Source organism: Pseudoalteromonas sp. L23 (assembly GCF_021728455.1).
Taxonomy (GTDB): Bacteria; Pseudomonadota; Gammaproteobacteria; order Enterobacterales; family Alteromonadaceae; genus Pseudoalteromonas.
This window is the reverse complement of sequence record NZ_JAKKCW010000012.1, coordinates 145,682-169,227: the sequence shown is the minus strand read 5'-3', so window position 1 is coordinate 169,227 and position 23,546 is coordinate 145,682. Positions and strand designations below refer to the sequence as shown.

The window sequence follows — 23,546 nt, the reverse complement described above, 5'->3', positions numbered from 1 at the left end:
AACAGAGGGTTAGATCATTCCTTATCCTGACCTCAGGTTTGGAAATCTTTATCGTGAGGTAGGGAAGATGCTTGTTGAGAGATTAACAAGGTGAAGCGCGTGGCTTCACCTTGTTATTCAGTGAGTCGAAGGTACTTTTCGGCCAACTGATCAAGGCTTTCTTTGTGGTTTGGATCTGGTTTAATGCAATCAATGGGGCAGACACTTACACAGGTTGGTGTGTCGTAATGGCCGACGCATTCAGTGCATTTGTCAGGGTCAATTTGATAAATTTTATCGCCCATGTAAATGGCCTGATTAGGACACTCGGGGTCGCACATATCACAGTTGATACATTTATCATTAATAAGTAGTGCCATCGTTATGCCTTTTTAAAAGGATTACGAGTGTCCTCACTTTGGCCCAAATTGCGCATTAAAATGGCGTGACTTAAGTCTATGTCTTCTGGCAGTGGAATTTTGACGATATGACCAGAGCCCTTGGCGTCATCTATCGCTTCGCCTTTTTTATTTTCCATGTGCTCAAGATTAAAGTGAATATTGCCTTTAGGCGTCATTAATTCTAGGCTGTGACCAGTACAGAACTTGTTTTTAACCTCAATTTCAACGAGACCATTATTAGTGCGACCTAGCACTTCACCAACAAACTGCTGTTGGTCAGACACCGAATGACCGTAGTCGTAATTTTGATAGTCTTGATGTACATGACGTTTCAAGAAGCCCTCTGTATATCCTCGATGGGCTAGGTTTTCTAGAGTTTTCATTAAGCTTGGGTCAAATGGTTTACCTGCAACAGCATCATCAATGGCTTTACGATAGACTTGTGCGGTGCGAGCAACATAATAGAATGACTTGGTACGGCCTTCGATTTTAAGGCTGTGCACGCCCATGCGAGTGAGTTGATCAACATACTGGACAGCACGTAAATCTTTGGAATTCATGATGTAAGTACCATGCTCATCCTCAAATGCTGGCATGTATTCACCTGGGCGACCTTGCTCTTCGAGCATAAATACTTCGTCGCTTGGTTGACCTTCTCCTAAGGTTGGAATAATCGCTTTTGGATCGACTTTATGGACAACATCCCCGGTTTCGTTTTCTTGACCAGGTTTGACATCGTAGCTCCAGCGGCAGGCATTGGTACAAGTACCTTGGTTTGGATCGCGCTTGTTGATATAACCCGACAATAAACAGCGACCAGAATAAGCCATACATAAGGCGCCGTGAACGAACACTTCAAGCTCAGTGTCTGGGCACAATGTACGAATTTCTTCTATTTCTTGTAGCGACAACTCGCGAGAAAGAATAACGCGCTCAACTCCTTGTTTGGCCCAAAATTGCACCGCTGCATAGTTAACAGCATTCGCTTGTACGGATAAGTGAATTGGCATGTCTGGCCACTTATCGCGCACCAGCATAATTAGTCCGGGATCGGACATGATAAGCGCGTCTGGCTTCATCGCGATAACAGGCTCAATATCACGTAAGTAAGTTTTCACTTTGCCATTGTGCGGCGCAATATTTGATACGACATAGAGCTTTTTGTTTTGCTGGTGGGCTTCGTTAATACCGATTTCGAGGTTGTTTAGGTCAAATTCGTTATTGCGTACACGTAGACTGTATCTTGGTTGTCCGGCGTACACAGCGTCGGCACCGTACGCAAAAGCGTAACGCATATTCTTTAAACTGCCGGCAGGAGAGAGAAGTTCTGGTACAAACATGGTTTACCTCTGATTACGGGTCAGCTGTTGAGTGATTTCGCGTGCTGATTCTAAAAAGCGGCGCAGTATAGAAGAAAGCTAAGCAAGTAATTTTGATGTAGATCAGGTTTTTTGACATTGTGCAAGGAAGGGCAAGAGACCTTACTGTTAAGGCTTCTACTAGCAACTCTGCGCATTTAATCGACAAATAATTCGCCAAATTTTCGTTTCTTCGCAAAGAAAGCGGCGTGAGATAGTAGGTTTTTTCTACCAAAACACGTATAATTCGCGCCCGTTAATATTCACAATAATATTTTGGAGCAAAAAAGATGGCTTTAGAGCGCACTTTTTCAATCATCAAGCCTGATGCTGTAGCTAAAAACCACATCGGTGCTATCTACAACCGTTTTGAGTCTGCTGGTCTTAAAATCGTTGCATCAAAAATGGTTCACCTTTCTCAAGAGAAAGCTGAAGGTTTCTACGCAGAGCACAAAGAGCGTCCTTTCTTTGGTGCACTAGTTTCTTTCATGACTTCTGGTCCAGTAATGGTTCAGGTGCTTGAAGGTGAAGATGCAGTTCGTAAAAACCGCGAAATCATGGGTGCTACTAACCCTGCTGAAGCGCTAGCTGGTACGCTACGTGCTGACTACGCAGACAGCATCGACGAGAACGCAGTACACGGTTCTGACGCGCCAGAGTCTGCTGCTCGCGAAATCGCTTACTTCTTCGCTGAAGAAGAGATCTGCCCACGTACTCGTTAATTCGGGACTTGGTGCCAAAGAAGGGCTTTCGAGCCCTTTTTTTGTCCCGTAGCTAAGCTGAGGGATAAGCGTGCTTTGTAAAGTAATCACACTACTTCACAAAACACGTTACATTATTTGTGATGCTTGCTGCTTTTTTGTACAATGTGTTGTTGGCAATTTAGCTGTTCTTACCGTCTTTAACCGAGGTTGTTCATGACCACTATTGAGAAAAAAATTAACTTACTTGATTTAAATCGCGAGGGGATGCGCGAGTTGTTTGCATCATATGGCGAAAAGCCGTTTCGCGCGGATCAGGTGATGAAATGGATTTATCATTTTGGCATCGACAACTTTGATGATATGAGCAATCTGAACAAAAAGTTGCGTGCGCGTTTGCAAGCTGAGTGTGAGATTAAGGCGCCTGAAATTTCAGTAAAGCAAGAGGCTTCTGACGGTACCATTAAATATGCTCTATTACTCGAGGGTGGCCAAGAAGTTGAAACCGTGTGGATCCCTGAAAAAGACCGAGCGACACTGTGTGTGTCTTCTCAAGTTGGCTGCGCGCTAGAGTGTACTTTTTGCTCAACAGCGCAGCAGGGCTTTAACCGTAACTTAAAAGTGTCTGAGATCATTGGTCAGGTTTGGCGCGTGGCAACCGACATTGGTCTGCATAAAGGCGATAGCACTAAACGTCCAATTACTAACATCGTTATGATGGGTATGGGTGAGCCTCTGTTAAACCTAAATAACGTTGTACCGGCGATGGAACTGATGATGGACGATTGGGCATTTGGTTTATCCAAGCGTCGCGTTACGCTAAGTACATCGGGTGTGGTACCTGCGCTTGATATCTTGAAAGAAAAGATTGATGTGGCACTGGCGATTTCGCTACATGCGCCAAACAATCCACTACGTGATGTACTTGTACCAATCAACAAAAAGTATCCGATTGAAGAGTTCCTAGCAGCATGTCGTCGCTATATTGATGGCTCTAAAGCAAATAAAGACGTCACCATTGAGTACGTGATGCTACAAGACGTGAATGACAGTACAGATCATGCCCATGAGTTGGTGCAAGTTCTCAAAGGCACACCGTCAAAAATTAACTTGATCCCATTTAACCCGTTCCCAGGGAATGAATACGGTCGCTCTAGCAACAGCCGTATCGATAGATTTTCTAAGGTGTTACAAGCTGCAGGACTTACCTGTATCGTTCGTCGTACTCGTGGCGATGACATTGACGCTGCATGTGGACAGCTAGTAGGTGATGTCGTAGATAGAACCAAACGTTTAGCCAAGAAAAAGCAGCGTGACGACAATGCTATTACTGTCAATGTAAGCGCACAATAATATTAAAAATGAGCTGGGTTTACTCAGCTCATTTCATCTTAACCTCAGATAAGTTCTGACTATCTGGTAAAAAAGAGATGAATCTCTTAGCCTTTTGGGTAATATAGGGCACACATAGAACCCAGTGGCATTCAAAGGTGAGTGATGCAATCGCGAAATTATCGCAAAACAGGATTGGCTGCATCCATTCTCGCAGGCGCGAGTTTAGTTCTGTCAGGTTGTGTGACGGAGAGTAGTTATCGCTCCGATGGGCGTCCTGTGGCCGAACAACAAGTCAATAACACCAATGCCGCAAGAACTCGCATTGCGCTTGCACTTCAATATCTCAATTCTGGTAACACCACCTCAGCCAAATTTAACTTAGAGCGTGCATTACAGTTAGCGCCAAAGCTGGCCGAAGCTCATTATACATTAGCGTATTATTACGAACAGGTGGGCGAGCAACAACGTGCTGATAATGCCTATCAGGCGGCTTTGGATATTGAGCCAGATAATCCCGACACACTAAACAACTATGGCACTTTTCTTTGTCGCGTTGGACAGTATGACAAAGCGAGCAAATACTTTTTCAAAGCGATAGAGGTGCCAAGTTATTTGCGGGTATCTGCAAGCTATGAAAACTTAGCCCTGTGTGCGTTGAAGCAAAACGAGTATTCCCTTGCCGAGGAATATCTGTTAAATGCGATTAAGCATAACGCTCAGCAAATGTCGTCGCAACTTGCACTCGCGGGCCTGTACTATGCTCGCAGTGATTTCTTAAGAGCAGAAGATGTGCTTGATAACGTTGCCAAGCGTGGATTTATTTCACCAAGAAGCTTAATGCTTGGGCACCTAGTGCATATGCAAATGGGCCACTTACAAAAAGCGCAAGACATCGCCACGACCTTGGTGCAAAGCTACCCTAAATCTGCACAAGCAGGCCTTATCTTAACGAATAATATCGCTGCAAGTGAATTTGAACGGTTGCGCAATCGCTATCGAGAAGCGCAGTTAAATCAGCTTGCCGAGGCGTCGCCTAATCATATAGTTGCGAATCCAAAAATTAAAATTAAACGTAAGAAAACGCAACCGAATTCAACCCAATCATTCACCGTTGATTCACCCATTGAGGCCAATAATTCTGCGCCTTCGGCAAAACCTGAAGTGGCAAAAAGCACATCTTTAGTGAACGTTAGCTCGGACTCTGAAGCTCGGGTTGAGTTTTATCAACCGGACCCATCGGAAGTCACATTTAGTCCTCGCTCACGTGAGCCTCAAGTGTTAGCGACTACATCATCCAGCAGTTCAAGTGTACCGTTATTAAATCGTGACGTTGCGCCTCCTCAGGTACCTTTTCATACCGTTATTGCAGGTGAAAACCTGTTTAGTATTTCAGTCAAATACGACATTAAAATGGTTGAATTGATGGAATATAATCAAGTGCGGGAATCTGCAAGATTGTACGCAGGTCAAAAGGTGTATCTTAACAATCCCAATGTCGTGCATGAAATTGCGGCGGGAGATACTTTGCTCAGTATTGCCGATCGATATGGTGTGTTGATCGATGAAATTATGCGATGGAATAAACTCACTCCTGATGTGGCGCTGCAAGCAGGCCACGGATTATTAATTGTAGACCCAACAAATTACGTTTTATGAACCAAACAATGAAAGAGCAGGAAGCACCTGAACAAGAGCAGCCTTCACTCGGGCAAACTTTAGCAACGGCGAGACAAAATGCCGGGATCAGCTTTGCTGAAATTGAATCGCGCTTAAAGATGACCCATGCCCAACTTACCAAGCTCGAGCAGGATGACTATCAAGACCTAGGGCCTGAAACCTTTGTGCGTGGCTATATTAAAAATTACGCTGCGCTACTGGGGTTGAATCCGACGGAAGTACTGGCTAGATATCAATCTCCGGAGCTGCCGCCACAGAAAAAGCGGATGCAAAGCTTTTCTCGCCGTACTCATAAAGAAGCCCACGATAACCGCCTAATGATGGTGAGCTACATTGTGCTGGCTATCGTACTGGGGTCGTCGGCATTTTGGTTTTGGCAGACCAATAGCTCAGAGCAAGAAGTGGTGCCTGAAACGTCGGTTACTCAGCTTGAAACGCCAGTTGAAAATGTCACAACACCAGCGATGGATGAGCTAGAATTGCCTACTGAGCAAAACAATGACACAACCCCGCAAAGCGAGCCGCAGACGAGTGAAACGGAGGTTTCGGTGCCAGTTGAAACGAAACTGCAAGCGACAAAACGAGATTCTGCATTGAGCACGGTGGTCATGCATTTCAACGAAGAAAGTTGGGTTGAAATGTTTGACGCAACACAAGAGCGTGTTGCATTTGGTGTTAAAAAAGCGGGATATACTATGACAGTTGAAGGTAAGGCCCCTTTTTCTGTTATACTCGGCAAGCATCAGGCCGTAGAGGTCACGCTTGACGGTAAACCAGTGTCTTTGCCTGCGTTTACTAAAAACCGTCTAGCTAAATTCAATTTACCGTTAACAGAGTAGTCAGCATGTTTTCAGAACCACCTATAAAGCGTAGAAAATCAACAAGGATCTATGTCGGTAATGTGCCTATTGGTGATGGCGCACCGATAGCAGTACAGTCTATGACGAACACCAATACTCTAGATGTTGATGCGACGGTGGCACAAATTAAAGCTATCCAAGACGCCGGAGCGGATATTGTCCGTGTTTCTGTGCCGACAATGGATGCAGCTGAAGCATTCAAAAGCATTAAAGAGCAAGTAGATATTCCACTCGTTACGGATATTCACTTCGATTATCGTATTGCATTACAAGTGGCTAAGTACGGTGCCGATTGTTTGCGGATAAACCCTGGGAATATTGGCAGTGAAGACCGTATTCGTGCAGTGATTGACGCGGCGGGTGAGCACAATATCCCAATTCGTATTGGTGTGAATGGCGGCTCACTAGAGCGCGATTTGCAAGAAAAGTATGGTGAACCAACACCTGAAGCTTTGCTTGAGTCTGCGATGCGACATGTCGAAATTCTTCAGCGTCATAACTTTGATCAGTTTAAAGTCTCGGTAAAAGCTTCCGACGTGTTCTTAGCCGTTGGCGCTTATCGTTTATTGGCAAAAGAAATCGACCAACCTCTGCATCTTGGGATCACCGAAGCGGGTGGTTTTAGAGCCGGTTCGGTTAAATCGGCAGTTGGTCTAGGGATGTTACTTGCTGAAGGGATTGGTGATACATTACGTGTTTCACTTGCGGCTGATCCGGTGCAAGAAATCAAAGTGGGTTTTGATATTCTAAAGTCACTGCGAATTCGCTCGCGCGGCATTAATTTTATTGCTTGCCCCAGTTGTTCACGCCAAGAGTTTGATGTAGTGAATACGATGAATCAGCTGGAAGAGCGATTAGAAGATATCGTCACGCCAATTTCGGTGTCTGTGATTGGCTGCGTGGTCAATGGTCCTGGTGAAGCACTCGTCAGTGACTTAGGTCTTGCTGGCGCAAATCGCCGTTCAGGTCTTTATATCAATGGCGAGCGCCAAAAAACACGGATTGATAATGATGATATCGTTGCTCAATTAGAATCTCAGATCCGAGAATATGTAGATAAAAAAGAAAGCGAAGAAAAAATCGATGTAAAAATCATCGACTGATACCGGCGTAATCGTTAAGATAAGCGAATTTTCGCGCTTTCTCACGGCGTGCTAAACTGCACGACGATAAATGGCATTAAAGAAATAAAACCAATGCGATGAGACTGTTTGAGCGTATTTAGTTAAAGGCTCAAGTAGTAGTAAGTCGATTGGTGACAAATTTAAGTTAGGGTTTTCAGTGACTAAACAACTTCAGGCAATCCGTGGAATGAATGATTGTCTGCCAGGTGACACGCAGGTCTGGCAGAAAGTAGAATCGGTGTTAAGAGACACAGTAGCGGCATTTGGCTATCAAGAGATCCGTTTTCCAATCGTTGAGTCGACCGATCTATTTAAGCGCTCTATCGGTGAAGTGACCGATATCGTCGAAAAAGAGATGTATACCTTTGATGACCGTAATGGCGATAGCTTAACGCTACGTCCGGAAGGCACAGCTGTGTGCGTCCGTGCGGGTAATCAAAATGGTTTGCTATACAACCAAGAACAGCGCCTTTGGTACATGGGACCTATGTTCCGCCATGAAAGACCGCAAAAAGGCCGTTACCGTCAATTCCATCAATTTGGTGTTGAAACCTTTGGTATGGCAACACCAGATATTGATGCCGAAGTGATCTTATTGACGGCGCGTCTATGGCAGCAATTTGGTATTCAAGACCATGTTAAGCTTGAGCTCAATTCTTTGGGGTCAAATGAAGCGCGTGCTGAATATCGTGATGCTCTGATTGCATATCTGGAGCAACACAAAGAAGCGCTTGATGAAGACAGTCTGCGCCGTATGTATAGCAATCCACTGCGCGTGTTAGATAGCAAAAACCCAGAGGTGCAAGCTGTACTGGTTGATGCACCTAAGCTTTCTGAACACTTAGATGAAGAATCACGCGAACATTTTGCTAATTTGTGTGAACGTTTAGACGCAGCTGGCGTCGAATACCAAGTTAATGAAAAACTGGTACGTGGCTTAGATTACTACAACCGCACTGTATTTGAGTGGGTGACAACAAGCTTAGGTTCTCAAGGCACTGTATGTGCTGGCGGCCGCTACGATGGCTTGGTTGAGCAGCTTGGCGGCAAAGCAACGCCAGCCGTTGGTTTTGCTATGGGTATCGAACGTTTAGTGTTGATGCTACAAACGCTGGAATGTGTGGGTGATATTCGTCGGAATGCTGACGTATACGTCGTTGCGATGGGTGACAAAGCGGCGATTCAAGCTCCTGTGGTTGCACAGCAATTACGAGATGATATTGCTGGCCTTCGCGTGATGGTTCATTGTGGCGGTGGCAACTTCAAGAAACAATTTAAGCGTGCAGATAAAAGCGATGCTGTTATTGCGCTAGTGCTAGGCGAAGATGAACTCGCTGAAGGCAAAGTGACAGTGAAGTATCTGCGTGAAGAGAAAGAACAAATCACCTTACCACTTGCAGAAGTAAAAACGCTGTTAGCAGAGCTGGTAGGCTAAGAGGTTAGAATGGAAATTTATTCAACAGAAGAACAACAAGCAGAAGCAATAAAACGATTTTTCCGTGAAAATGGTACAACGATTGTGGTTGGTGCTGTGCTTGGTTTAGGTGGTCTGTATGGCTGGAAAGCGTATAACCAAAGCCAGATCGATAGCGCAGAAGCAGCATCAGAAGCATACACTCAGGTTGTTGAAAGTGATGATGTACTAGCTAAAAGCGACGCTTTTGTTGCTGCAAATGCTGATTCTAACTACGCCGTGTTAGCGGCTTTCGTTGCTGCTAAAGAGGCAATCGACAAAGACGATCTTAAGCTAGCTGCAGAGAAGCTAACTTGGGCGGCTGATAATGTTGCTAACGCTGAGCTAAAAGCAACGGCTTTATTAAGACTTGCACGTGTACAAGCGTCACAGTCTCAATACGAACAAGCACTGGCAACACTCGCTAAGCCTATGCCTGAAGCGTTTAAGGCTCAGCTTGCTGAGATCCAAGGTGATATTTACCTTGCTCAAGGAGATAAAGATAAAGCTCGAAGTGCTTATCAATCGGCACTAGAAGCAGCGGAAGGCAATAGCAACCCTATGCTGCAAATTAAACTGGATGATCTTGCACAAAAGACAACGGTTTAAGGAGTTGCCATGAAGAAGTTAACGATGGCCTCATTGGCTTTATGTGTTGCAGCACTCACCGCTGGTTGTTCTTCTAGTGATGATGAAGAAGAGTTAAAGCTCCCTGAGATCAACAATCAATTCGACGCCTCTGTGGTTTGGCAAGAAGGGATTGGTGACGGGGTTGAGCACTACTTTTCGCGTTTATCTCCAACAAGCTACCAAAGCACTGTTTTTGCAGCTGCCCGTGAAGGTATAGTGACAGCATTTGATGCACAAACAGGTAAAGAAAAGTGGCAAGTTGATGTTCGTGAGAATACCAACTTTTGGCCATGGGAAGACAGCGACAGTGCGAAGCTGTCAGGTGGGATCACACAAGCTTATGGTAAACTCTATGTTGGCTCTGAACACGGGCAGGTTTTTGCGCTTGACCGTGAAACCGGCGAAATAGTTTGGCGTAAGTCGGTACCAGGTGAAGCGCTGTCAGCGCCGGCTGCAGGCGATGGTCTTCTTTACGTTAACTTAGGTTCAGGCAAGCTGGTTGCGCTACACCCAGATACAGGTGAAGAGCGTTGGCACTATGAGCAAGAAGTCCCTGCGCTGACATTACGTGGTTTAAGCTCACCAACCAGCGCGAATGGTGGCGTATTGGTTGGCGAAGAAAGTGGTAAGTTAACAGCACTTATCGCTGAAAACGGTTTTACCGCATGGAGCTCGGATGTTGCAATTGCAAAAGGGGCTTCTGAGTTTGAACGTTTGGTGGATGTTGATACTAAACCTGTTGTAAGCGGCGCATATGTGTATTCTATCGCCTATAATGGTAAACTAGTCGCCATTGATGTGCGCAGCGGCAATGTCGTGTGGGATCGTGAGTACAGTAGTTACCGAGACCTTACACTCGATCTTGACGTAATTTATTTGGTTGATAGCGATGGCGTACTGTATGCACTAGACAAAAACTCAGGTATTGAACGTTGGACACAACCAGCTCTACGCGGTTGGTATTTAACCGCTCCAACGGTTGCTGGCAACTATGTAGTGGTTGGCGATCAGGAAGGTAACTTACATTGGCTAGATAAGAGCTCTGGTGAGTTGGTATCGCGTACCGAGTTTGATAGTTCAGGTTTTTTCGTCGAACCGATTGTGGTCGATGGCAAAGTATTTGTTTACACGCGTGATGGTGAACTTAGCGCAGTTCAAATTCCGCAGTAACTTTCTGAATTTTTAGATTTTTTATGGGGCTTCGCTTTTGCGAAGCCTTTTGTTGTTTATAAAAGAGGTAGTCTATGCTTCCTGTGATCGCTCTGGTTGGGCGACCTAATGTGGGTAAATCCACACTGTTTAATCGTTTAACACGTACTCGTGACGCGTTAGTTGCTGACTTTCCGGGTCTGACTCGCGACCGTAAATACGGCCAAGCAAACTATGAAGGCTACGAGTTTATTGTGGTAGACACGGGTGGTATCGATGGCTCTGAAGAAGGCATTGAAACTGAAATGGCCGAGCAGTCGCTGCTTGCAATTGAAGAAGCGGATATTGTGCTATTTTTGGTGGATGCGCGCGCAGGTATGACGGTTGCTGATCAAGCTATCGCGCAGCACCTTCGTAAACAACAGAAGAATTGCTTTGTTGTCGCCAATAAAACGGATGGCATTGATGCTGACTCCAACTGTGCTGAGTTTTACCAGCTGGCGCTTGGTGACGTTCAACAGATCGCCGCTGCGCATGGTCGTGGTGTTACTCAATTATTAGAGTTGACGCTACAACCGATTATCGCTGAACTTACGGCTCAAGATGAAGAGCTTGAGCATGATGATGAAGATATCGCCGAGCTTTACCTTGAAGGTGAAGAAGCCGAAGACGGCAAAACGGGTTTTGAAGACAAGCCTGTTAAACTCGCGATTATCGGTCGTCCAAATGTAGGTAAGTCAACACTAACTAACCGTATTTTAGGTGAAGACCGCGTTATCGTTTACGATATGCCGGGTACAACACGCGATTCAATTTACATTCCAATGACGCGCAATGATAAAGAATACGTGTTAATCGACACCGCCGGTGTACGTAAGCGTAAGAAAGTCAGCGATGTCGTAGAGAAATTCTCGGTTATCAAAACCCTGCAAGCGATTGAAGATGCCAACGTGGTATTGCTCGTTGTAGACGCGCGCGAGGGGATCTCAGATCAAGACTTGAGTCTACTTGGTTTTGCACTAAATGCGGGTCGCTCGTTGGTTATTGCGGTAAACAAATGGGATGGTCTTGATGACTATGTCAAAGAGCGTATCAAAACTGAGCTAGACAGACGCTTGGGCTTTGTTGATTTTGCTCGTCTGCACTTTATTAGCGCATTACATGGTACAGGTGTTGGTCACTTGTTTGAGTCGATTGACGAAGCTTATGAATCAGCGACTAAGCGAGTAAGTACGGCAATGTTACGTCGTATTATGGATATGGCTCAGGCGGATCACCAGCCACCATTGGTTCGTGGACGCCGTGTGAAGCTTAAGTACGCACACGCAGGTGGTTATAACCCGCCGCGTATTGTTATCCACGGCAATATGGTGCATGAACTGCCAGATAGCTATAAGCGCTATTTGATGAACTACTATCGTAAAGCGCTTAACGTAATGGGTACGCCGATTAAGATTGAATTCCGCGAAGGGGATAACCCTTACGCTGGTCGTTCAAACAAAATGACGCTATCGCAAAAGCGTAAGCTTCGTGCATTTGCAAAAGAAAACCGCAATAAGTCGTAAGGCTTTTTGCGGGAATTATAGCTCGACACTATCTGGTGGGTGTGTCGAGCTGAACATAAGTTCCATATCTATCCAATCAACTCCTTTTCCACATTCGACTATATTTAACTTTAACCCTGAACTCTCTCGCTTTGTTTTACCTTGCCCAACATTTGTGCTTAAGTTATATATAACCTGAGCTTCGGATAATTAATGCCTTTCTAGCAGCTAGTTTCAGCGCTAACTTTGTTGAATTTACTTCCAATAGCCAGCTATTGGTGCGTAAATCCGCCTTGCCTACAGGATGTAGGTACCAGGGCGGTAGCAGGACGCGAGAGCGGAGTTATCCCTAAAACTCTCTGGCTAGACAAGTATATGGTTTAGACAAGCTTGAAAAATAAAGAGTTAGCTCATTTCTTACCCAAAACTCAGGTTAAGTTACATTAGGTTTATTGATAGTGAGGCTTAGGTGTTTGCTAAAACGGTGATTTATGTAGAAAGTGTTGAGGAAGTGCTGGATTTTTACTATCAAGCATTTGGCTTGAGCACTTTTGATATGACCGATGAAGGGGATTATGGTGAGTTAGACACAGGAGAAGTGAAACTCGCCTTTGCCAGTCATCCATTAGCCCAATCACAGTTTAGGCAAGACTATATTCGTTGCCATCCTAAACAGCCTGCACTTGGGTTTGAAATTACCATAAGCTGTGAAAATGTCCCTGAATGCTATGATAAGGCGGTAGCCGCAGGGGCTGAGCCATTAAGCTCACCAAACCAAAAGGGCAGAGTAACACAAGCTTATGTAAGAGCCATTGAAGGGACTTTAATTGCTTTGGTGTCAAAGCCGGGTGAATAGCGGCACTCACGAAGGATGAGCGCCACTTTGATGCGGTGTGCTTTTATTCGATATCGACAAGTAGTCTAGCAAGACCAACGGGCTCGATTTCAACACAAACGTTGTCATCATTCCAGTTTAGACCAACGAGTGCATCATCTTCTTTTAGGTCGAGTACCCATTCGTCAAGAAAACTTTCAACATCAATACTCATCGGTGAAAACTCACTCCACTCGTCGCGACATTGAGCTTGCGCTTTTTCTTCACTATCCCACAGCAATAACACATCTGTCTCGTCAAACTGGTTAGAGTCAACCACAACCATGCCACCGTCATCAGAGCTAAGTGCCCAAACGCTTTCAGTATTTTTTACTTGCTCAATAAACTCACTGACTTCTGAGCCAATTTCTTCTTCATTCATCATAGGTGTTCTCAATTTCGTGGATCAGTTTGCTGGGCGATTGCTTGGCTTTGCCAACGGCCATGAAATGCCATTAGGTTGGTGTAATCGCTCAGGTCGACGAGTTCTCTAAATAGAACCCAATCAATAAGGCAGTATAAACTGATTTGGAGATAATCACAGTGTAAAAACTCTTCTGTCACACACTCTTCATTGAGATAGTGCAGGGTATGACCAATTCGTTCCCGCTGTAGATTAAAAAATAGTTTATCTTGTTCAATATCAAAACCTGAGCGCTTGCTAAGTAACAGTTCTACCAAAGAATCATTACAGGCATTGATAAGGATCAGCCAATTTTCTTGATCCCAACTGGGAAATGGAAGTTGATGTTTTTCACGGAGATAGCGAACAATCAGATTGGAATCACAAATAAGTTGTGCATCGTCAATTAAAAATGGGATCTTACGGGCAGGATTATGGCGAATAAGTTCGTCATGGCCTGCTTCGGAAAATATATCTATATGCTGGTAGCTCATTGGGAGCTGTTTAGCCGCGGCCCACATTCTAATTCGACGGGCGTATGGACTGGTGTTCGAACCGATAAGTTTCATGCCATCATTCCTTCAACTAAGTATCTTTTCGCTCATTTAGTAAATGTAGCGAGTTGGTATTAAGGAATGATGGCGAAGTGATTAACTTTTCGCAAGCGAATTAATCGCTACGACTGGTTACCTCAAGCAAGTGAAAACCAAACTGCGTTTGCACTGGCCCTTGTACTTGATTGATTGGGGCTGAAAAAACCACTTTATCGAATTCAGGCACCATCATGCCTGGTCCGAACTCACCTAGCGCACCACCATCTTGGCCCGACGGGCAATTGGAGTACTGCTTTGCGATTTCTGCGAAATCTTCCCCTGCTGCAATGCGTTCTTTGAGCTCCATGCATTGCGCTTCACTATCTACTAGGATGTGTCTTGCACTAGCGATTGCCATAATTTCTCCGATGATTATTTATTATTCATACTTTATTCTAATCTAGGTACGTTAAAAAATCAGCTTATCTAGGCAAGAGTTTTTCAATTTCGCTAGTGAGCTCGTCAGACATAGGTTTAGTGCGACTGTTAAAGCGCTTGATTGTTTTCCGATCAGCTGACACTAAGTATTTGTAAAAATTCCAATTTGGAGAGCTTGTTACTTCATTCAAATGTTGGAAAATGGGGTTAGCATCCGAGCCTCGAACTTCCGATGTAGCAAACATATTGAAGGTTACACCGTAGTTGATAAAGCATACTTTTGCAGTTTCCTTTTCGTCGTCTTCTTCTTGGAAAAAGTCATCTGAGGGAAAACCAAGTACAACAAGGCCTTTATCTTGATATTTTTGATGTAGTTGCTCAAGCCCTTCAAACTGACCTGTAAATCCACAGTTACTGGCTGTATTTACGATGAGAAGCGGTTTGTCTTTAAATTCACATAGATTAAGTGAGTCATCAGAACGCAGTTTTCGCAGCTCAACATTGGTAAAATCATTACAGCTGGATGTCTTTGCATACGCGTTACTCGAGATTAGGAAACCGAGCGCTAAGCTCAGAATCGAAAGACTTTTTATCATCAGTGCTTTCCTTTTATTTATGTTATCTCTTATGATACGAAAATATTCGTTACCTTGATCAGCTTTCATGAATATTAGACTCGCTAAACCGCATGACCTTTGCGCCATAGTTGCCATTTACAACGAAACGATACCGAGCCGCCAAGTCACCGCGGATACGGAGCCCGTAAGCGTAGCACAAAAGCAAAGTTGGTTCGCCGCACATACGCAAAATCGCCCAATTTATGTGGTAGAGCTGGCGGAAAAGGTGATAGCGTGGATAAGCTTTAGCAGCTTTTATGGACGTCCTGCCTACGATGGCACGGCTGAGGTGAGTATCTATCTTGCAAAAACGGCACAAGGCCAAGGATTAGGTAGCAAACTTATGGACTTTGCAGAGCAGCAAGCGCCAAGCTTGTTTATTACAACGCTACTAGGCTTTATTTTTTCTCATAATCTCCCCAGTATCCGCTTGTTTGAAAAACACGGTTATAAAAAGTGGGGAGAATTACCCAACGTCGCGGTCATGGATGGTAATCACTATAGCTTGACGATTTTGGGCAAATCTCTCGCATAGCTTTATACGCCGTTGCTCTTTGCTGTTTGAATTTTTTTCGCTGCGTGAATTAGACCGTGGCGTCAAACATATCAAAATAGTGCTATTTTTTAGCGTCTTGTGATTCTTCTACTAAACTGGATCTCAGAATTATCGGTAAAGGATCTGGTTATGACGAATCGAGTGCTGATTATTGACAGCAGCAGTGTGCAAGCGATGCGAGTAAAGGTATTATTTGAGTTACTCGGTGGCGAGGTAGAGCATGTGCATTACCGGAGTCTGGAAGCAAATCTCGATTTTGATAAATTCGATGTTGTTGTTATTGCTCATGGGGTGCCCGCCAGTAAGCTCCAAGCGTTATATCAACTGAGGAATCATGATAAGTTAGTATTGCTGGCACCTAAACCCGATAATGCCGAGCACTTAAAATCTTTCAGTGAAATCAACCGCGCCTTGCCAAATGGCATTGTTATCTACCCCTTCTTTGCCAATAAAGATATTACTGGCCTACTGGAGCGCCTACTGGAAATTGGTTCTACTAATACTTTAGTGCTGCCCAAAGTGTTGCTGGTTGACCATCATACGCCTCGCCTAGAGACCTTAGCTAACGGTCTACGCGGAGCACAGCTTGCGGTGACGACCGCGACGACGCTTGATGAAGCGATGCAAGTTGCCGAGCGACATCCTGTTGACCTCCTTATTTGTGACTTTAATCTAGAAAAAGACACTGGCTTAGATGTGTTTAATAAAGTTCGTCAAGTGCACCACAATTGCCGCTGCTTATTGATGACTTCTCGGGTTAATCAAGTGGATATGTTAGAAGCCGTGCGTCAAGGGGTTGAAGACATTCTGATTAAACCGTTTGATGAGAGCGATTTATTACAAAGCCTACATAAATTATGGCAAACAGAGCTCTTAAGACGCCATAACCAAGAGTTAGTTGAGCGCCTACAGGATACAGTCGATGCCTTGATTGAACGCGACAGTCTGCTGCGCGTGATTTATAAACATACCCCGGATCCGATTATGCTGTTCAACCGCCAGGGCCATATTATTGAAGCAAATGACGCGTGTTGCGAATTGTTTGAGCTGACGGAAGAAGAATTACAGCCACTCTCTATTTTTGAGCTATTTGATGAAATATCCGTGTCGCAATTACGTGATTTGATGAAGCATGTTGGTATGTTAAAGCATTTTAACTGTGAGCTGAGTCTGCCAAAAGCGGGTGAGCGCAGCATTCCTTTGATGGGAACGTTTAACGAAATCGATCATCACGGCGATATGGCATTTGCGGTCATTTTTAAAAATGTCTCAAAGCTTAAAGAGCAACAAGAAGTGCTAGAAGAAACCAAAGAGTTACTAGAGTTTGAAGTGCAAGCTCGAACGGCACAGTTACAAAAAGCCAAAGAAGCGGCGGAAGCGGCCAACCTATCTAAATCTGAATTTCTAGCCAATATGTCTCATGAGCTTCGCACACCAATGCACTCTATATTAAGTTTTGCTCGTTTCGGTTTAGATAAGCTAACGGCTCCTGAAGTGCCGGCGGACAAGCTCAAAAAGTATTTATCCCGTATCGAAACCAGTGGTGAGCGTCTATTGGTACTGCTTAACAATCTGCTTGATTTATCAAAGTTAGACGCAGGTCGCTTTCCATTTAATCCAAGCTTTCACAATCTAGTTAATGTGATCCAAAGCGGTATTGAAGATGTATCAGGCACTGCGCTTGAGAAAAAGATAAAAATCCGCTTTGAAAAGCCCGCTCAAGGCGTGATGACCTTTTGCGATCCGGAGCAAATGAATCAAGTGATCAGAAACTTATTGGGCAATGCGCTCAAGTTTAGCCCTGAAGGTAGTGAGGTGAGTGTACTGTTAAGCTGTAAAGATCAAGATATTCATATCAAGATTGCCGATCAAGGGGTTGGTATTCCGGATGACGAATTGGAACAGATTTTTGCCAAGTTTGTGCAAAGCAGTAAAACAGACAGTGGTGCCGGCGGCACGGGTTTAGGTCTTGCTATTTGTAAGGAGTTTATTTTACTGCATAAAGGGCAGATTTACGCCGAAAATAATCCCGAGGGCGGTGCATGTATCAATGTGAGTCTGCCTTTAACAGAGCATCTTGAGAGTAATGCGGTGTAATGGTTGTAATTGGAAAGGCGTTGAGTAAGCGTCTATAAATAATAATAGAGCTTGTACTAATACAATCTGATTGGGAGCTATTGAGGCACTGGCCTTGAATTACCTTATTTTCCCGTAGTGCCTTTCTCATTGTGAACCGACGAAGGATATTCATTTATGGCTTTACGCAGAATCTTAGCAGTTGACGACGAACCATTTAATCTAGAAATCATTGAAGAGATTTTAGAAGACTTAGACTTTGAGTTAAAAACCGTTGGAAGCGGTCATGAATGTCTAGCAGTAGTCGAAGACTTTGATCCTCAAGTAATTTTACTTGATGTGAGCATGCCAAAAATGAGCGGTTATGAGGTATGTAAGGCGATTAAAGCCAATCCAAACACACAGCATATTATCGTTATGTTTGTGTCGGCAAGGGGCTCTGTTGAAGAGCGCATGGAAGGCTACTCAGTGGGGGCGGAAGATTATATTGTTAAGCCGTTTGGCCAAGGTGAGTTAAAAGCCAAGCTCACGCACTTGAACCAAATGCTACTAGAAAAAGATATTCTGGCTCAGCAAATTGAAGATGCAACCTCCACAGCATTTAGCGCCATGGCTAATAGCAGTGAAATGGGGCAAATCGTTACCTACATCGAGCAAATAGGTGAAATAGAAACAATCCCGCGACTGGCGGAAGCTTTATGTCAATGTTTAAAGGGACTGGGACTTAATTGTAATGTCGAGGTTCGGCTTGAGGGGCAAAAGCATCACTTTGCCACTACGGGAATTTGCTCACCTATCGTCATTGAATTATTTGAAATCTTACACACCAAAGGGCGATTACATGAATTTACTAACCGCATATTGGTTAACTATCCATTTTTGAGTATTTTGATCCTCAATATGCCGGGAGACGATCCAGATAAACACGGTAGATTGCGGGATCATATCTGTTTTATTGCCAGTGTAACGGAGCAACAGTTAATTGCCATTTCCACTAAACGCAAGCTGGTGCAGCAACACGAGGACCTGGAAGAAGCGATAAAAATGGTGCAAGGTAAGTTTAACAGCATGGTGTCGCTGCTTGATAAAAACCGTCAAGAAAACGAAAAAGTGTTCCGCTCATTACAAGAGTTATTTGAAGAGCGCATTCCTACTATGGGTCTAGACGAAGATCAGGAGATGTTTATCTATCAAAACGTCGATAAAGCGATCCAAAGCTCAGTCGCACGGGAAGAAAGTGTGCGAGAAGTGAAAACCGCTTTCCATGATATCGAAGAAGACTTAAAACTACTCTCGCGACGCTCAGAATAAACCCTACTTCCAATACCGCCGTAGGTCGCGCTTTAGCGCGACTTCTTTAGCACGGCTTTTTTAGCGCGACTTCTTTATCGCGACAAATCCGCTAAGCGTCTCGTGGCAAGCCCTTTTCAATAATGCGGATCAACCTTGCTTTTTTGCGTTCATGTTGGTCTGACTTTTGTCTTTGTTGCTCCAGCGCCCAGTCGATATGCTCAATAACAAGGGGAGTGGCACTTTGACGCTTATCTTCCAGTGCTATAACGATAGCTTCATCGTATTGTGCATTGCCAAGGCCTACGGCTAAGTTCCGTAGCCAACGTTCATGTCCAATCCGACGAATGGGGCTGCCTTCGGTGTTTTTCAAAAATGTTGCTTCATCCCAAGCAAATAAGCTCAACAATTGCTGATCTTTAAGTTGAGTTCGCGGCAAAAAGTCGGCTTCTTCCGTTATTTGACCATAGCGATTCCATGGACAAACTAACTGGCAATCATCACAACCGTATATCCGATTGCCCATTTTTGCTCTAAATTCCTCTGGAATAGCGCCTTGAAGCTCTATAGTGAGATAAGAAATACAGCGTCTCGCATCAACGACATAAGGTTCTACGATGGCGCCAGTAGGGCATAAAGTTAGGCAGGCGGTACAACGGCCGCAACCTTCTTCTTGGTTTGGTTTATCAATAGGAAGAGGAATATCAACAAACAGCTCACCCAAGAAAAACCAAGAGCCCGCCTGCTTATTGATCACTAAACTGTTTTTTCCACGCCAGCCAAGGCCTGCTTTTTCTGCAATTTGTCTCTCTAGTACTGGGGCTGAGTCGACAAAAGGGCGAAACCCTAACGTACCGACTTCTTGCTCAATCTTTTGTCCGAGCTGCTTTAGCTTGTTGCGCATTACCTTATGATAGTCTCGACCTAATGCATAACGAGAGATGTAGGCTGTGGTTTTATTACCAAGCGCTCTGGCAAAGCTGGCATCGGGTGGCAGGTAGTTCATTTTCACCGAAATAATGCGTTGAGTGCCAGGAACCAGTTCAGCGGGGCGGGCACGCTTCATTCCATGCGCCGCCATATACGCCATTTCACCATGATAGCCTGCGTCTAACCAGCGCTGAAGTTGCGCTTCATGCTCGCGTAAATCAATGTCGGTTATACCGACTTCTGCAAAGCCAAGTTCTTGGCCCCATTGCTTAATTTGTGCTGCAAGTTCACTATAATTGATATTATCGGTCGTCACGGGAAGAAATAATGGCTAATGAATACACGGACAATTTACCACAATTTGCTTACTCAGCCCAACAAGTGCAGCAATATGAAGCAAAAGCCGCAAAGTTATCAGGCACAGATCTAAGTACCTTAATGCAACGAGCAGGGACTGCTGCATTTCGCTTTATTGAAAACAGCCTGCCCAAATCCAGCCATATCTTAATTATCACAGGTAAAGGCAATAACGCGGGAGACGGTTTTGTCGTCGCTCAATTATGTCAGCAGGCCGGATTTTCCGTCACCGTACTCGCGTTATTTGCACCCGAAAGCTTAACGGGCGATGCGCAGCAGGCATTTTCTCAATATCAAGGCGCATTGGTTTCTTCGTTGAACGAGGTAGAGTTAAGTCAGTTTACGGTTGTGGTTGATGGTGTGTTCGGCACAGGTTTTAGAGGTGAGCTGCCTAACCATGTTTGCCTTTGTTTTGACAAAATGAATAAACTGCCAATTACTAGATTGGCACTTGATGTACCGAGCGGTATAAATGCCACAACAGGAGAAGTTGCACCTAGTGCATTTTTGGCTACCGAAACCATCACCTTTATCGCGTTAAAACAGGGCTTACTTAGCGGCTCGGCAAAGCGTTTTGTGGGGGCGCTATTGTTAGCCGATTTAGATGTTGGTGAAGCATTCAAAACCCTAGTAACGCCAACATCTAATTACTTAAATCATCAAACGTTCATGGCAGCAAGGCCGCAGCGAGCACTAGATAGCTATAAAAATGCCCGTGGTCATGTGTTACTTATTGGCGGTAATCGTGGTATGGCTGGAGCAATTCGATTGGCGGCAGAAGCCACTCTGCGTGCAGGAGCTGGCCTTGTATCGGTCGCTACTCATCCTGATAATATCGCGAGCGTCTTACAGGGGCGTTTTGAATTAATGGTGCATGGTGTTGAGAGTGCGAATGAGTTATCGCCACTGATAAAAAAAGCCAGTGTGATAGTGCTTGGTCCCGGGCTTGGTCAAGACGCTTGGGCCAAAACACTTTTTAACCATGCGATGGCAACTGAATTACCGATGGTTGTGGATGCTGATGGGCTCAATTGTTTAGCGCATGCACCGAGGCAAAAATCAAACTGGGTATTAACGCCTCACTTAGGTGAAGCAAGGCGGTTATTGAACCACTTAGAGACACCGCTAAATGAACATGACCGTTTCGCGGTGGCTAAAAAAATTAGCCATGAATATGGCGCCGTTACGGTACTAAAAGGGCCGGGCAGTTTGATATCTGAAGGTGAGCGGATAAATATTAATCGTTCAGGCTGTGCAGGAATGGCGAGTGCTGGGATGGGCGATGTTTTATCTGGTATCATAGGCGGTTTAATTGCCCAAGGGATGGAAGCATTTGCCGCAACAAACCTAGCCGTGTATATTCATGGTTTAGCTGCCGAGCAGGCCGCCCATGATGGCGAAAAAGGTATGTTGGCCGGGGATTTATTCGAACATATTCGAGGTATTTTAGGGTGACGACAGGTCATATGAGATTCGATTTGGCTGATGAGCCAGCAACAGTTGCCATGGGTAATAAAATTGCCAATGTTATTCGTCAAGGTGCGGTACTATTTTTACACGGTGATTTAGGCGCAGGTAAAACCACGCTCACTCGCGGGATCGTGCAAAGCCTTGGTCATTCAGGTAAGGTAAAAAGTCCAACTTATACCTTAGTTGAACCTTATGAACTGGATGATGTCTCAATATATCATTTTGATTTATATCGATTAGGTTCGCCTGAAGAGCTCGAATACATGGGGATCCGGGATTACTTTGCAAGTAATGCTATCTGTGTTGTTGAGTGGCCTGAAAAAGGTGAAGGCTTTATTCCAAACCCAGATATAGACGTCACAATGCAGTATGCTGGTGATGGCCGTCAAATTACACTTGAGGCCAAGTCTAGCCGCGGCGAGGCACTATTAAAACAATTACAAGATTATGCGTAATCAGCCGACTATTAGTTATATTTTCATTTTTATCTGCATGCTCTTAACGAGCATGCAGAGCATCGCCCAAAACGCCATCGAAAGTGTGCGTGTTTGGCCCTCCCCAGAAAGCACTCGTATTGTTTTTGATATGAGCGATAAGCCGGATTACAGCTATTTTGTGCTGAAAAATCCACTGCGCTTGGTGATCGATCTTGAAAACACCAAGCAACAAAAAGACTTTCCGAGTGTTCCTGACGAACATCGAGTTGTAAACAAGGTGCGCCACAGCAAACCGAAAAACAGCAATTCTGCACGGATTGTTGTGGAGCTAAGTCGTAGCGCTACGCCAAAAATCTTTGCGTTAGCACCAACCGGTCCGTATAAAAACCGCTTAGTCGTTGATTTGTATGGTAAGCAGATGAGTGCTTATGACGATACAAAAACTGCCACACCACGAAAAACACTCGCGCAAGACAGAGATATTGTCATCGCCATCGATGCCGGTCATGGCGGTGAAGATCCAGGTTCTATTGGACCTTCAGGTACTTATGAAAAGCTTGTAACCATTCAAATTGCGAAGCGTTTAGCACGCTTAGTAGATAGCCAGCCGGGGATGAGCGCAAAGCTTATTCGTACTGGCGATTATTACCTCAAGTTGAATACGAGAACTGCAAGAGCGCGCGAAAGAAAAGCGGATTTCTTTGTATCTATTCACGCAGATGCCTTCACCAGCCCTCAACCACGCGGCGCGTCGGTCTGGGTGTTATCACTACGCAGAGCGAATTCTGAAATAGGTAAGTGGCTAGAAGACAAAGAAAAACACTCACAATTATTGGGTGGTGCAGCCGACTTAATTAAAGATACGGCCAACGAAAAATATTTAGCCAAAGCGTTACTTGATATGTCGATGGAACATTCGATGAAAACCGGGTTTCAGGTCGCAGAAGAAGTCGTCAAAGAGCTGAAAAAAGTGGCAAAAATGCACAAAAGCAGACCGCAAGCTGCAAACTTTGGGGTACTAAAATCACCAGATATACCTTCGATTCTGGTGGAAACCGGGTTTATTTCAAACCCCAAAGAAGAAAAGCTATTAATGTCTCCGCATTATCAAGAACGTTTAGCTCGGGCTATTTTTAGTTCGATAAAAGGCTATTATGAGAAAAATCCACCGGATAATTCGCTCTTTGCGCGTATGCAATCCAACAAGCCGGTGACGCATAAAGTAAAAAGTGGCGAATCATTGAGTGTGCTGGCTAGTCGTTATGGCATTACGGTCAGTGAATTGAAAAAAGCAAATAACCTGAAAAACAATACCTTGTTTATTGGGCAAGTCTTAACTATTCCAAAAGCGTAA

Annotated in this window: 23 protein-coding genes; 16 read left to right on the top strand and 7 right to left on the bottom strand. The window is 44.6% G+C overall.

All coding sequences use genetic code 11. The features are described from left to right. Positions 1-113 precede the first annotated feature (113 nt). The gene (locus L3V43_RS18465; RefSeq protein WP_010377334.1) at positions 114-359 is read right to left on the bottom strand and encodes a YfhL family 4Fe-4S dicluster ferredoxin; all 246 of its coding nucleotides are present in this window, start codon (positions 357-359) and stop codon (positions 114-116) included. A gap of 2 nt (positions 360-361) precedes the next feature. After that, positions 362-1,720 carry a tRNA 5-hydroxyuridine modification protein YegQ gene (gene yegQ / locus L3V43_RS18460; RefSeq protein WP_069020889.1) on the bottom strand — a complete coding sequence of 453 codons (1,359 nt, stop codon included), beginning with the start codon at positions 1,718-1,720 and terminating at the stop codon, positions 362-364. Positions 1,721-2,028: 308 nt separating this feature from the next. On the opposite strand from yegQ, the gene ndk reads away from it, so the two are divergent. From ndk to L3V43_RS18410, 10 genes are all read left to right on the top strand, one after another. Next, complete coding sequence (ndk, locus tag L3V43_RS18455; protein ID WP_010377338.1) at positions 2,029-2,460, top strand: nucleoside-diphosphate kinase; 432 nt, start codon at positions 2,029-2,031, stop codon at positions 2,458-2,460. 195 nt (positions 2,461-2,655) lie between these two features. Then, entirely contained in the window at positions 2,656-3,792 is a 1,137-nt protein-coding gene (locus tag L3V43_RS18450; protein ID WP_102056140.1) for a bifunctional tRNA (adenosine(37)-C2)-methyltransferase TrmG/ribosomal RNA large subunit methyltransferase RlmN, read from the top strand. A 144-nt stretch (positions 3,793-3,936) separates the two neighbouring features. Then, positions 3,937-5,430 (top strand): type IV pilus biogenesis/stability protein PilW, encoded by a 1,494-nt coding sequence (pilW, locus tag L3V43_RS18445; RefSeq protein ID WP_010605670.1) that lies wholly within the window; start codon positions 3,937-3,939, stop codon positions 5,428-5,430. Positions 5,431-5,438: 8 nt separating this feature from the next. Then, a complete protein-coding gene (locus tag L3V43_RS18440; RefSeq protein ID WP_237117115.1) occupies positions 5,439-6,290 on the top strand; it encodes a RodZ domain-containing protein in 852 nt (283 codons plus the stop codon). A 5-nt stretch (positions 6,291-6,295) separates the two neighbouring features. After that, positions 6,296-7,414: a flavodoxin-dependent (E)-4-hydroxy-3-methylbut-2-enyl-diphosphate synthase gene (ispG, locus tag L3V43_RS18435; protein ID WP_102056143.1), complete on the top strand. Its 1,119-nt coding sequence runs from the start codon at positions 6,296-6,298 to the stop codon at positions 7,412-7,414. 178 nt (positions 7,415-7,592) lie between these two features. After that, positions 7,593-8,870 (top strand): histidine--tRNA ligase, encoded by a 1,278-nt coding sequence (gene hisS, locus L3V43_RS18430; protein ID WP_010605667.1) that lies wholly within the window; start codon positions 7,593-7,595, stop codon positions 8,868-8,870. A gap of 9 nt (positions 8,871-8,879) precedes the next feature. Then, complete coding sequence (locus L3V43_RS18425; RefSeq protein WP_010605666.1) at positions 8,880-9,497, top strand: tetratricopeptide repeat protein; 618 nt, start codon at positions 8,880-8,882, stop codon at positions 9,495-9,497. Positions 9,498-9,506: 9 nt separating this feature from the next. Further along, complete coding sequence (gene bamB, locus L3V43_RS18420; RefSeq protein ID WP_010605665.1) at positions 9,507-10,688, top strand: outer membrane protein assembly factor BamB; 1,182 nt, start codon at positions 9,507-9,509, stop codon at positions 10,686-10,688. A 74-nt stretch (positions 10,689-10,762) separates the two neighbouring features. Then, positions 10,763-12,232, top strand: coding sequence for a ribosome biogenesis GTPase Der (gene der / locus L3V43_RS18415; RefSeq protein ID WP_010605664.1), 1,470 nt, complete (start codon positions 10,763-10,765; stop codon positions 12,230-12,232). A 448-nt stretch (positions 12,233-12,680) separates the two neighbouring features. Then, entirely contained in the window at positions 12,681-13,067 is a 387-nt protein-coding gene (locus tag L3V43_RS18410) for a VOC family protein (RefSeq protein ID WP_010377356.1), read from the top strand. Between the two features lie 43 nt (positions 13,068-13,110). Here the strand turns inward: L3V43_RS18410 and L3V43_RS18405 are convergent, their stop codons facing one another. The 4 genes from L3V43_RS18405 to L3V43_RS18390 all read right to left on the bottom strand — a co-directional run bounded on the left by L3V43_RS18405 (position 13,111) and on the right by L3V43_RS18390 (position 15,055). Beyond that, positions 13,111-13,467 carry a DUF2750 domain-containing protein gene (locus tag L3V43_RS18405; protein WP_010605663.1) on the bottom strand — a complete coding sequence of 119 codons (357 nt, stop codon included), beginning with the start codon at positions 13,465-13,467 and terminating at the stop codon, positions 13,111-13,113. An 11-nt stretch (positions 13,468-13,478) separates the two neighbouring features. Then, entirely contained in the window at positions 13,479-14,057 is a 579-nt protein-coding gene (locus L3V43_RS18400; RefSeq protein WP_019647242.1) for a glutathione S-transferase family protein, read from the bottom strand. Between the two features lie 100 nt (positions 14,058-14,157). Next, a complete protein-coding gene (locus L3V43_RS18395; protein WP_010377362.1) occupies positions 14,158-14,439 on the bottom strand; it encodes a peptidylprolyl isomerase in 282 nt (93 codons plus the stop codon). Positions 14,440-14,503: 64 nt separating this feature from the next. Further along, positions 14,504-15,055 carry a glutathione peroxidase gene (locus L3V43_RS18390; RefSeq protein WP_199539679.1) on the bottom strand — a complete coding sequence of 184 codons (552 nt, stop codon included), beginning with the start codon at positions 15,053-15,055 and terminating at the stop codon, positions 14,504-14,506. 67 nt (positions 15,056-15,122) lie between these two features. Here L3V43_RS18390 and L3V43_RS18385 point away from each other — a divergent pair, with 67 nt between their 5' ends. The 3 genes from L3V43_RS18385 to L3V43_RS18375 all read left to right on the top strand — a co-directional run bounded on the left by L3V43_RS18385 (position 15,123) and on the right by L3V43_RS18375 (position 19,019). Then, positions 15,123-15,611: a GNAT family N-acetyltransferase gene (locus L3V43_RS18385; protein WP_102056146.1), complete on the top strand. Its 489-nt coding sequence runs from the start codon at positions 15,123-15,125 to the stop codon at positions 15,609-15,611. Positions 15,612-15,761: 150 nt separating this feature from the next. Then, complete coding sequence (locus L3V43_RS18380; RefSeq protein WP_010377369.1) at positions 15,762-17,729, top strand: hybrid sensor histidine kinase/response regulator; 1,968 nt, start codon at positions 15,762-15,764, stop codon at positions 17,727-17,729. Positions 17,730-17,885: 156 nt separating this feature from the next. Beyond that, positions 17,886-19,019 (top strand): response regulator, encoded by a 1,134-nt coding sequence (locus L3V43_RS18375; RefSeq protein WP_010605658.1) that lies wholly within the window; start codon positions 17,886-17,888, stop codon positions 19,017-19,019. A gap of 91 nt (positions 19,020-19,110) precedes the next feature. Here L3V43_RS18375 and queG read toward each other — a convergent pair whose 3' ends face one another. Next, complete coding sequence (gene queG / locus L3V43_RS18370; RefSeq protein ID WP_010377373.1) at positions 19,111-20,244, bottom strand: tRNA epoxyqueuosine(34) reductase QueG; 1,134 nt, start codon at positions 20,242-20,244, stop codon at positions 19,111-19,113. Between the two features lie 11 nt (positions 20,245-20,255). Here queG and L3V43_RS18365 point away from each other — a divergent pair, with 11 nt between their 5' ends. Genes L3V43_RS18365 through L3V43_RS18355 form a run of 3 tightly spaced genes read left to right on the top strand, consistent with a single transcriptional unit; the run spans position 20,256 to position 23,546 of the window. Next, on the top strand, positions 20,256-21,740 hold the full coding sequence (locus tag L3V43_RS18365) for an NAD(P)H-hydrate dehydratase (RefSeq protein ID WP_237117116.1): 1,485 nt from the start codon (positions 20,256-20,258) through the stop codon (positions 21,738-21,740). Then, complete coding sequence (tsaE, locus tag L3V43_RS18360) at positions 21,737-22,210, top strand: tRNA (adenosine(37)-N6)-threonylcarbamoyltransferase complex ATPase subunit type 1 TsaE (RefSeq protein WP_069020897.1); 474 nt, start codon at positions 21,737-21,739, stop codon at positions 22,208-22,210. The genes L3V43_RS18365 and tsaE overlap by 4 nt, the downstream gene beginning before the upstream one ends. Further along, positions 22,203-23,546 (top strand): N-acetylmuramoyl-L-alanine amidase, encoded by a 1,344-nt coding sequence (locus L3V43_RS18355; RefSeq protein ID WP_102056149.1) that lies wholly within the window; start codon positions 22,203-22,205, stop codon positions 23,544-23,546. Before tsaE ends, L3V43_RS18355 begins: the two co-directional genes overlap by 8 nt.